General features: G+C 62.9%; 1 pseudogene. It reads left to right on the top strand.

Going from position 1 to position 380, the window contains the following annotated elements:
- Positions 1-102 precede the first annotated feature (102 nt).
- A pseudogene (locus EN807_RS33085) lies at positions 103-380 on the top strand (hypothetical protein); the annotation flags it as partial.

Genomic DNA, 380 nt, shown 5'->3' on the forward strand with positions numbered 1-380 from the left:
GTGGAGCCGAAGCGGTAGTTGCCTCGGTTCGCTGCTCCGTGCCTAACTGCCGGTATGACGCAAGATGCAATCAGGGCGATACGCGCCATCGCGCCGAGTTTGGTGGAACAACTCGATCCGCGGCAGTTCGAAGCAATCGAAAGGCTCCTGTCTTCCGTGGTGTTGCCGCTATCGGAGGACGACGTGCGCGAGCTTGTATCTTTGCTGCCGGCCGACGGCGATACCGCATATGGCCTGAACTGGACCATTTTGCACCTGATCGAAGCCGCGCCAGGGTGGCCGCACTGGGAAGCTTTGCAGTTTCAGCAGGGCGAATGGATCGACGTACTCATGCGCCGCCTCGCCAATGCCGGCATCCGCCCGCCGGCGCGGCCGACCCG

The sequence above is a fragment of the Mesorhizobium sp. M5C.F.Ca.ET.164.01.1.1 genome (genome assembly GCF_004792125.1).
Taxonomy (GTDB): Bacteria; Pseudomonadota; Alphaproteobacteria; order Rhizobiales; family Rhizobiaceae; genus Mesorhizobium; species Mesorhizobium wenxiniae.